The organism is Adhaeribacter sp., from assembly GCF_057359045.1.
The window spans coordinates 19,016-29,681 of sequence record NZ_JBMQUD010000101.1 but is presented as its reverse complement, the minus strand read 5'-3'; the positions used below and the strand labels follow the sequence as shown (position 1 = coordinate 29,681).

Genomic DNA, 10,666 nt, shown 5'->3' with positions numbered 1-10,666 from the left:
TCGCTCCTGCACGATTATCCCGTTTCTATTATTGGCGAAGCTTATTTGCCTATTGAACAAAACTTATTAGCGCTGCCGGGCCAGTCGGTAATGGATATACGGGTAGTGCGGTCGCACCCTATGGCTTTGCTGCAGTGCAGTAATTTCCTGGAAGAGCATCCGCACATGCAAGCTTTAGAAGCCGCCGATACGGCCGAAAGCGCCCGCGAAATTCGGGAGCACAATTTAACCGGCGTAGCTGCCGTGGCCAGCCGGGCCGCTGCTGCCCGTTATGGCCTGGAGATTTTAGAAGAACGCATCGAAAATTACAAAGATAATTATACCCGCTTTTTAATAATTTCCCGCAATGCTGCTTCCGATATTTCTACGGCCAACAAAGCTTCGGTAAATTTCCGGTTGCACCACCGCGCCGGTGAACTGGCTAAAATATTAGATGTGTTCCGGGATTTAAATATTAACCTATCCCTGATTCAGTCTATCCCGATTTTAAGTAAACCCACCGAGTTTACCATTTTACTCGATTTAGAATGGCAAAGCTACGCCGATTTCCGGACGGCTATTAAAACCATAGAACCGCTTACAGTAGAAACAAAAATATTAGGTACTTATAAAAGAGGTGTTAAATAAAATGATAATTCCGAAGGCTAACCGCTTAGACCACGTACAGGAATATTACTTTGCCCGTAAGTTGGCCGAAGTGCGGGCTTTAATGGCTCAGGGCCACGATATTATAAACCTAGGTATCGGCGATCCGGACATGCCCGCCTCCGAGGCTACCGTTTCTGCTCTTACAGAATCGGCCGAAAACAAGAAAAACCACGGTTACCAAGCTTACCGCTCTATACCGGCTTTGCGCAACGCCATGGCAAAATGGTATGGCCAAACGTACGGCGTAAATTTAAACCCCGATACCGAAATTTTACCTTTGCTAGGTTCTAAAGAAGGCATTTTTCATATTGCCATGGCTTTTCTCAATCCCGGCGATCAGGTGCTGGTGCCCAACCCGGGCTACCCGGCTTATGCTGCCGTTACCAAACTGGTAAACGCAGAACCAGTTTATTTTGACCTTACCGCCGAAAATAATTGGTTGCCTGACCTGGAAGCTCTACGCCGATTAGATACTTCTAAAGTAAAGTTAATGTGGCTGAACTATCCTAACATGCCTACGGGTGCCTTGGCCAGTGAAGCGGATTTTGCAGAAATAATTAAGTTTGCGCAGGAACGGAAAATCTTAATTGTACACGATAATCCGTACAGTTTGGTGTTAAACGAAAAGCCGCCGGTTAGCATATTAAAAGCCGCCGGGGCTATGGAATGCTGCCTGGAGTTAAACTCTTTAAGCAAATCTTTTAACATGGCCGGCTGGCGGGTAGGCATGGTTATGGGCCGTCCCGAATACATTGATGCCATTATTGCCATTAAGAGTAACCTCGATTCGGGTATGTTTTTACCGATACAGCACGCTGCCATAGCCGCTTTAAACAACCCGGAAAGCTGGCACCAGGAACGCAATGCAGTTTACCGTAAGCGGCGCGAACTTATTTATGAATTGCTGGATGTACTTAACTGCCGCTACGCCAAAGATGCAACCGGTATGTTTGTTTGGGGCCGGGTTCCCGATGAGGTAGCAGATGTAGAAACCTTTTTAAACCAGGTATTATACGAAGCCCATGTTTTCCTGACGCCCGGCAAAATATTTGGCTCCAACGGCGAGCGCTACGTGCGGGTGTCGGTTTGTGCTACCGAAGAAAATATTCAGCGTGCCATACATAATATAAAACAACTGGTGGTTAGTAATTAACTGCGTTGCATAAGGAACTAACTTTCAATAACTAACCATTAGTATTAAATAAATCTGAAACCAAAAATTTTAACTATAACATTGCCATGAGTAAACCAACCATCGACTTATTGCCTACATCAGCCCTTCTAAACGAAGATAAGTCACCGCTAATTATTGCCGGCCCTTGCAGCGCCGAATCAGAAGAACAAGTAATGCAAACGGCCCACCTCATTAAAGAAGTACCAGGTGTAACTGTTTACCGCGCCGGTATCTGGAAACCCCGCACCCGCCCCAATAGCTTCGAAGGTATTGGTGTACCAGGCTTAAAATGGTTGAAACGCGTAAAACAGGAAACCGGCTTAAAAGTAGCTTGTGAAGTTGCCAATACGGCCCAGGTTTTTGAAGCCCTGAAAGCCGGTATTGATATTTTATGGATTGGTGCCCGTACTACCGTTAACCCTTTTACCGTACAGGAAATTGCCGATGCCTTGCGCGGGGTAGATATTCCGGTGTTGGTTAAAAACCCGGTTAATCCTGATTTGCAACTATGGTTAGGTGCTATTGAGCGCCTGAACCAGGCTGGCTTAAAACAATTAGGCGGTATTCACAGGGGTTTCTCTACTTTCGACAATGCACCTTACCGCAATATGCCTAAGTGGAACAGTGCCATTGAATTTAAACGTTTGGTACCCGAGTTGCCTTTAATTTGCGACCCGAGCCATATTGCCGGTAACCGCGAGTTATTGCAACCCATTGCCCAGCGCGCGATGGACTTAGCCATGGAAGGTTTAATGATTGAAACCCACGTAAACCCGGCCGTAGCATTAAGCGATGCCTCGCAGCAGGTAACGCCCGCCGACCTGAAAAAATTATTAGCCAGTTTGCGGTTCAGTAAAGTAGAAGGCACAGACCAGGAAGATCATTATATGCTGGAAGAAATGCGTCGCAATATTGATCAGTTAGATAAAGAGTTGATGGAGGTATTTGCCCGTCGGGCGCGTTTATCGCGTAAAATTGGCGAATACAAAAAAGCCCACAACATGGCTATTCTGCAGGTTAAACGCTGGGACCAGATTTTAGAAGATATTTTGGCCAAAGCCGAGAAAGAAGGCTTAGATGAGAAATTTGTACGGGCTATTTTCCAGACCGTACACCAACACTCTATTAACATCCAAACTGAAATTGTGAACGGCAAAGCCGACGCTTAATATTTAGGAAAGCCGCCCAGCGGCCTTTAAACACCAATTTGCCATTTTGAAGATTGCCTCTCTGGTCTTAAACCGGGGAGTTAATCTTTGAAATGGCATTTTTTATTAACACCTTTCCAAAATGTGGAAAACTTTTTCAGGTATTAAATATTAAAATATATAATATTTTAAAGAATTTTAAATGGAACAAAATCCACAATCCAATACAAATAATACTTAAATACAATTTTTATTAACCAAACAATATTATAAATAATTCATTTTCAATTAAATACAATAATTAATATTTAAATATAGGTGAAAAAACCGCCAAATAGCCAATATGGCTAGCTAATATAATTTTATTACCTTTATTGCCATATTACAAATAACAACAAGTCTTTTAACGACATAAACAAATATAAGTTTACTAAGAAGACTAAATTTATTTAAAGAATAGGCAATAATATGATTAAAACTTTACGCCAGGTTGTATTTTTTTCTCAGTTCTTACTCATTTCTTTTTTAGGTCAGGCGCAGCAAGTTTCCCAAAAAGCTCCAGTTTTAGTTAATAAGAGCAAACTTGAAAAAATTTCGGTAGAGCAAAACTTAAAATACAACGAGAACCGGGAACGTGCGTTGATGCTGGCAAAAAAGCATAATTGGATTATATCTGATACCAAACCCGATGGAACAACCATTTCTTTACAAGGCTTAACTGAGTCGGGCCGGCCCATTTATTATATTACCCATAACAACGAAACTTCGGCAATTACAACCGGCACCAATAAATTATGGGTGGATGGTGCTAGTGGCCTTAACTTAAATGGCTCTAGTCCGCAAATGGCCGGTAAACTGGGCATTTGGGATGGTGGTGCCGTTAGAGCTACGCACCGTGAACTAACCGGCCGCATTATAAACCGCGATGGTGCTACTTCCCTAAACGACCACGCTACCCACGTTGCCGGTACCATGATTGCGCGCGGCCTTAACTCCATGACCAAAGGTATGGCCAATGGTGCGGTAAATTTGCAAGCCTGGAATTACAACAACGACGGTTCTGAAATTGCTAATGCGGCCAGCAGCTTATTGGTATCAAACCACTCTTATGGTAACTTAGCCGGCTGGCGTTTAATTGGCTCTAACTGGTACTGGTACGGCGAACTAAGTGTAAGCGACAAAGAAGATGTGTATTATGGCTATTATGGTAATACCGCTCAGTTATGGGACAATATTGCGTTTAACTCGCCTTATTATTTAATGGTAAAAGCGGCCGGTAACAGCCGCAACAGTGGCGAGCCTGCAATAGGTCAGCCTTATTACCGCTACAACCCCAATATTGGTAACTGGGAACTGGTAAGCACTGGCCGTACAGCCGATATGAAATCTTACGACAGCTACGACGTAATTCCAGATCATAGTGTAGCTAAAAACATTTTAACTGTAGGAGCTATTCATGGCCTGGCCAATGGTTATACCCAACCTTCCGATGCCGTTATTTTTGGCAATAGCAGTTGGGGACCAACCGACGACGGCCGGATAAAACCAGACTTGGTTGGTAGTGGCGTACGGGTACTGTCGTCCTTTGCTTCTAACGATGAGGCTTACAATTATTCTACTGGTACTTCTATGGCTACGCCCAACGTATCAGGCTCTTTGATTCTACTGCAAGAGCATTATTCTAACCGCAACAATGGCCAGTTTATGTTAGCTGCCACCCTTAAAGGTTTAGCTATTCATACTACCAACGAAGCCGGCAACAACCCAGGACCAGATTATGTTTATGGTTGGGGCGTTTTAAACGCAGAACAAGCGGCACAGGTAATTACCAACCGGTTAAAAACCCACCAGTTAAGCGAAAATTCTTTATTTCAGGGCCAAACCTATACCCAAACCGTTAAAGCTTCAGGTTCTGAACCTTTACGGGTAACCATTTCCTGGACCGACCCGGCCGGCACTGTTTTAGCCATGACACCATCTACCCTGAACAACCGTACACCCCGCCTGGTAAACGATTTAGATGTACGAATTACCGCTGGTTCTCAAACCCACTTGCCTTGGATCTTAGATCCGGCCAATCCATCGGCTCCGGCTAGTACCGGCAATAATATCCGGGATAACGTAGAGCAAATATTAATTCCTAATCCGGTTCCCGGCCAAACTTATACCATTACGGTATCGCACAAAGGCACTTTACGCAATAATGCCCAGGCTTATTCTTTAATTGTGAGTGGCTTACAAGGCATACAGTATTGTGCTTCGGGTGCCACCAATACCACTGGTGCCCGTATAGAGAGCGTAAACGTAGGCCAGGTAAACAACAGCAGCGCCAGCACCTGCAATGCTTATACCGATTTTACTGCGCTTTCGGCCAATGTTGAAGTAGGCCAGTTATTACCTATATCGGTTAAAGTAGGTACCTGCGACGCGCCGGCCGATAAAGTGGTTAAGATTTTTGCCGACTGGAACAGCGATGGTGATTTTGATGATGCGGATGAGTGGGCGGCTACCTCGGCTGTATTACCTGGCACCGAATATTTTAACACCAATATTCAGGTGCCTAATTTGGTACAAGTGGGCAACAGCACCCGCCTGCGCATAGTTTTGGTTCAAACCACCAGTGCCGAAATGATTAGCGCCTGCGGTGCCTATGAGAAAGGAGAAACCGAAGATTATACGCTAAACTTTGTAACCCCCACCAACGATGTAGGCATAACCGCTATTAATATCCCTACTAACAATAACTTTATGGCTCATGCCGACCAGGGAGTAACCGTTACCATTAAAAACTTTGGTTCAGTAAGTCAAAATAATATTCCGGTATCTGTTAGCATTAAAAATAATGGTCTAATCGTAAATACACTTTCGGGGATTTACAGCGGTACCCTGGCCAGCGGGCAAGAAAAATCATTTACGTTACCTGGCTCTTTTAATGCACAACCCAGCACTACTTATAACCTAAGCGCCAGCACTGCGCTAAACACCGATAATATTACCGGCAACAATACTTTTGGCGCTACAGTTACAACCCAGGCTTTAATTGAGGCACCCATTGCGGCTGCTACCAGTTGCAACAATAGCACCGCCAATTTAAAGGGCTCTGGTAACGGTACAGTTTTCTGGTACGATGCACCAACGGGTGGTAATTTAGTTGCGGCCGGAAATAATACCAGCACCAGCATTTTACCTGCCAACAAAACGTATTATGCGGTTTTAAACCAATTTAATGGCACTACGGCCACCTTGCAAAATAATACAGCCGGCACCTTTGCCAGCAGCACCCAGGATACCGTTTATTTTGATGCCGCCGTACCATTTATTTTAGACCGGGTAACTATAAATGCCGGTACCGCCGGCACCATGACAGTTTCGTTATACAATGCTGCCAATGCCTTAATAGGTAGTTCGCAATTAGCTGTAAGCCCAGGTATTGCCCAATACACCGTTAACCTTTCGGTACCTGCCGCCGGCAATAAATACCGTTTACTGGTTTCTAACTTTGGTCAGGGCGCAACCGCCAACCGCAACAATGCAAGCGGTACCCTCCAGTTCCCGTATACCTTACCCAACGTACTTACTGTAAGCAGAGCCAGCACGGGCAGTTTATTTGTGTATGATTGGAAAGTTAAGGCCGCTGGCACACCCAGCGCCCGGATAGCAGTAAAATTAAATGGTACCCTTACCACCTCGGCCAATAACCTTTGCGCCAGCAATAATTCCGGTACCATTACCTTTAACAACCCCGGCACCATTACCCGCTGGGAATCTTCAGCCGATGGCCTTACCTGGACCAGTATTGCATACACCCAGAATAATTACGCCTTTAGCAACCTGGCCGCAACGACTTACTTCCGGACCATTTTTAATGATGGCAACTGCACCAATATAGCTACTGACCCAATCGTAATCGCGGTTAATCCTGCTCCGGTGGCCATGGTTACAGCCAGTGGTTCTACTAAAATTTGCCAGGGCAATACGTTAACCTTAACTGCCAGTACCGGTACTTATTATTTGTGGTCTACGGGCCAGACAACGAAACAAATTACCGTGAGCCAACCGGGTAATTACTCGGTGCAGGTAACCAATGCCAATGGTTGCACAGCTACGTCTGCTGCTGTTACCGTTAGCTATTGCCTTACCACCTGGACCGGTAACACCGACACAGACTGGAATAACAGTACCAACTGGACCAATGGCGTACCCGATGCCGAAATGGATGTAATGATTCCGGCCAACTTAACCCACTACCCGGTTATTAATACGGGTCAGGCCAACAGCAAAAACTTAACCAACCAAGGCAGTTTATCTTTAAATGGCGGGGTTATAAATATTGCCGAGAACTTTACCAACTCGGGTACGCTTAACCAAACCAACAATGCCTTGTTGCAGTTTTCCGGTAATGTAAACCATACCATTACCGGCAGCTTATTCCAAAACCTACGCATTGGCGGTACAGGTAATAAAACCTTAAGCTCTGATGTAACCATTACCGGTAACCTAACCATAACCGAAGGAACGGTTTCTACTGGCCCGTACAAAGTAATTCTGGACGGCACGGCTACCCTTACCGAAACCGCTTCTAATTATATTATTGGTACGGTACAAGCCAGCCGATCTTTTAAATCAGTATCTACCCAAAACTTTGGTAACATGGGCATTAGCCTTACTACTACGGCCAGCCCGTCGCCTACTATCCAGGTAACCCGCGTAACCGGCGTAACGGCTCCCGGCAATATTCGCTCGGTAAAAAGATACTTTGATGTAGCGGTAACATCTGGCAAAACCAGCGGCCTGAACGCCACCATGGAATTTACTTACCTGCCCGGCGAACTGAACGGCCTGCTAAAAGATAACCTGGCCCTTTACCGGTCTACCGACAATGGTACCACCTGGACGGTACAGGAAAATTCAGTAACGACGTTAAATGAAAGCGAAAACAAAATAACCTTAGCCGGCATTAGCGCTTTCTCGGTTTGGACTGCCTCTGACCGCAACCCAACCATTGTTTTACCGGTAACCGTTGCTTCTTTTAACGCCGCTAAAAAACAAAACGAAACTTTGCTTACCTGGGAAACCGCCACCGAAAAAAATGCTTACGGTATGGAAGTAGAAGTATCTACTGATGCAAAGAATTACCGCAAACTGGGTTTTGTAGCCGCTACCGGTATTAATTCTAATACCCGCCAGGCTTACCAGTTTACCGACACCGAATTTAACAAAAAAGGCACCCGGTATTACCGCCTGAAACAAATTGACCTGAACGGCGATGTTGCTTATTTTGGTCCTAAAGCCGTAAATTTCGACGATAACTTTAGCGCTGCGGTAACAGTTTATCCAAATCCATCGCAAGGTACTTTTGCCCTGCTGGCTAACGCCAACCAAACCGAACAAATGCAGGTTGAAGTAATAAACATGGCGGGTAAAACCGTTTATTGCCAAAAACAATTAATCAGCAAAGGCGAAAACAAAGTAATGGTAAATTTACCAGCGGGCACTCCGGCCGGCGTTTACGTAATACTGGCAACTTACAACAATACTACCAGCCGCATTAAAATGGTAGTAGAATAGTCTGCTGATACTTGCAGGCTTAAAAGAAAAATCCGGCCGGTAGTTTTTAGATTGATAGAACTCATCTAAAGCTAACCGGCCGGATTTATTATCTGGTCGCTGTTATTAAGAATAGGAATAATCTTTCCGTTCTGTGCTTAGGAAGCTTTTTCTCGCGGGTGGATATCGTCTTTTTGCTTTGGCCACTATAGACTAACCACTAAAACGACTACTATATAAGGGCCAGTTTTCAACGGGCAGGTAGTTAAAGACTTTCTTTTATGAGTTCCCACCAGCTACAAGCTGGCGCGAGCAGACGGGAATTGTTCTAAATATTCCTTAGCCGGAAGGCTATGGTGTCCTCCCCCGCTCCTTTTCTTTCCGGCCCTAAATAAACCAATCAGCAAAATAATCCTTCATTCAATACACAGGTGAGCGGCCGGCAATACAGCAGCTATTTAAATTATAATATTACGCCGTTTATTTAACATAATAATAAAACTATTGAAACATAAAACACCTGGTAAATGCCGTTAATTATTCTGTTGTTAAAACGCCGAACGGATTGAATAAAATATCTTAAAGGTTTATCTGCTTTATACCCAAACGTTACATACCATATTTATCAATTAAATAAATTAACGCGGCCATAGAGGCACCGCCCAATTCTAATTCCCGCCGGTTTACCCGGTCGAAGGTATCGGTAGCCGCATGGTGTAGTTCAAAATACCGCTGCGAGTCGGGCCGGAAACCAATGAGCGCAATGTTGCCGTTTTTGAGCGGACCAATATCGGCACCGCCGCCGCCGGCTCCCAAAGCATGTAAACCGTACGGGGCCAGCAAATCTTTCCAGTTAATTAATTGTGCTACTTTGCTGGCTGGGGCATCCATGCTAAAGCCGCGCGGCGTAAACCCGCCGGCATCCGACTCCAGCGCCGCAATATGTTTTTCTTTATTTAATTGGGCTAACTCAGCGTATTTAAGGCCGCCCCGGGTTCCGTTTTCTTCGTTCATGTACATAACGGCCCTAATGGTGCGTTTGGGTTTAATATTTAAGGCTTTAAATAAGCGCAGCACCTCTATGGCCTGCATACAACCAGTGCCGTCGTCGTGAGCACCCTGGCCCAGATCCCAGGAATCCAGGTGGCCGCCTACCACAATTATTTCCTCCGGATGTTCGGTACCTTTTATTTCGCCGATTACATTGTGTGACGGTGCGTCGGGTAGCGTTTCCGGGTTCATGGTAAACTCAAACTGTAAATTGGGTTCCTCTTTTAACCGTTTACTTAACAACTCGGCCCCATTGGTACTAATGGCCGCCGCCGGAATTTTAGGTCCGTTTTCGGCGTAGCGCATGGCACCGGTATGCGGATAATCGTCGAGCGCCAGATTCATGGAACGGACAATGGTACCGACAGCTCCGTATTGCGCGGCTTCCAGGGCTCCGTTGCCCCGCTGGTCTACGGCGGTGCCGTACGCCCGGAAAGTTTCTATATAATTCGGGTTCATGGGCCGGTTAAAGAAAACAATTTTCCCTTGTACCTGGGCCTGGCCTAACTTTTTCAGTTCTTCGAAATTATGAACTTCTACTACCGGGGCTTTTATTCCTTTTTTGCCGGTACCCACCGAACCACCCAAAGCACAAATGGGCACGGCTACTTTTCCTTTTTTTGAGATTATAGCCGCTTTTTCTTTTTCGCCCCGTACCCAGTGCGGCACCATTACATCTTGTAAATACACCCGGTCTAAGCCCATGCCTTCCATTAAGGTTTTAGTATAAACCACCGCTTTGGCAGCCCCCTCGGAGCCACTAAGCCGCGGCCCTATTTGGGTACACAGGTAGCGGAGGTTCTCGTAGCTTTTACCATTAGACAAAGCCTCCTGAAATATTTGCCGGATAACCGCCGAATCGGGCTTAATAACTTGGGCCTGACTGCCTACCGAAACAAAACAGAACAGGGCCACCAGCAAGAACCTTTTAAAACTATAAATCATACTAGAATTATTTTATCAAAAATAAGTTTTCCCGACAAAAAAGCTAAATAAACCTCATTTGCTTTAATTAAAGTGAAAATATTTATAAACCCAATAATCCAACTAAACATTTAGTTGATAAACTAAGCATTTAGTTATACATTTATCCCAATCA

5 protein-coding genes are annotated in these 10,666 nt (G+C 45.1%); 4 read left to right on the top strand and 1 reads right to left on the bottom strand.

Going from position 1 to position 10,666, the window contains the following annotated elements:
• The 4 genes from ACO1R6_RS15545 to ACO1R6_RS15530 all read left to right on the top strand — a co-directional run.
• A partial coding sequence (locus tag ACO1R6_RS15545; RefSeq protein WP_486265866.1) for a prephenate dehydratase occupies nt 1–627 on the top strand: 627 nt, incomplete at its 5' end.
• A gap of 1 nt (nt 628) precedes the next feature.
• Nucleotides 629–1,801, top strand: coding sequence for a pyridoxal phosphate-dependent aminotransferase (locus ACO1R6_RS15540; RefSeq protein WP_486265865.1), 1,173 nt, complete (start codon nt 629–631; stop codon nt 1,799–1,801).
• Nucleotides 1,802–1,887: 86 nt separating this feature from the next.
• Nucleotides 1,888–2,991, top strand: coding sequence for a chorismate mutase (locus ACO1R6_RS15535; protein WP_486265864.1), 1,104 nt, complete (start codon nt 1,888–1,890; stop codon nt 2,989–2,991).
• A gap of 447 nt (nt 2,992–3,438) precedes the next feature.
• On the top strand, nt 3,439–8,538 hold the full coding sequence (locus tag ACO1R6_RS15530) for a S8 family serine peptidase (RefSeq protein WP_486265863.1): 5,100 nt from the start codon (nt 3,439–3,441) through the stop codon (nt 8,536–8,538).
• A gap of 588 nt (nt 8,539–9,126) precedes the next feature.
• Here the strand turns inward: ACO1R6_RS15530 and ACO1R6_RS15525 are convergent.
• On the bottom strand, nt 9,127–10,512 hold the full coding sequence (locus tag ACO1R6_RS15525; RefSeq protein WP_486265862.1) for a M20/M25/M40 family metallo-hydrolase: 1,386 nt from the start codon (nt 10,510–10,512) through the stop codon (nt 9,127–9,129).
• Nucleotides 10,513–10,666 lie beyond the last annotated feature (154 nt).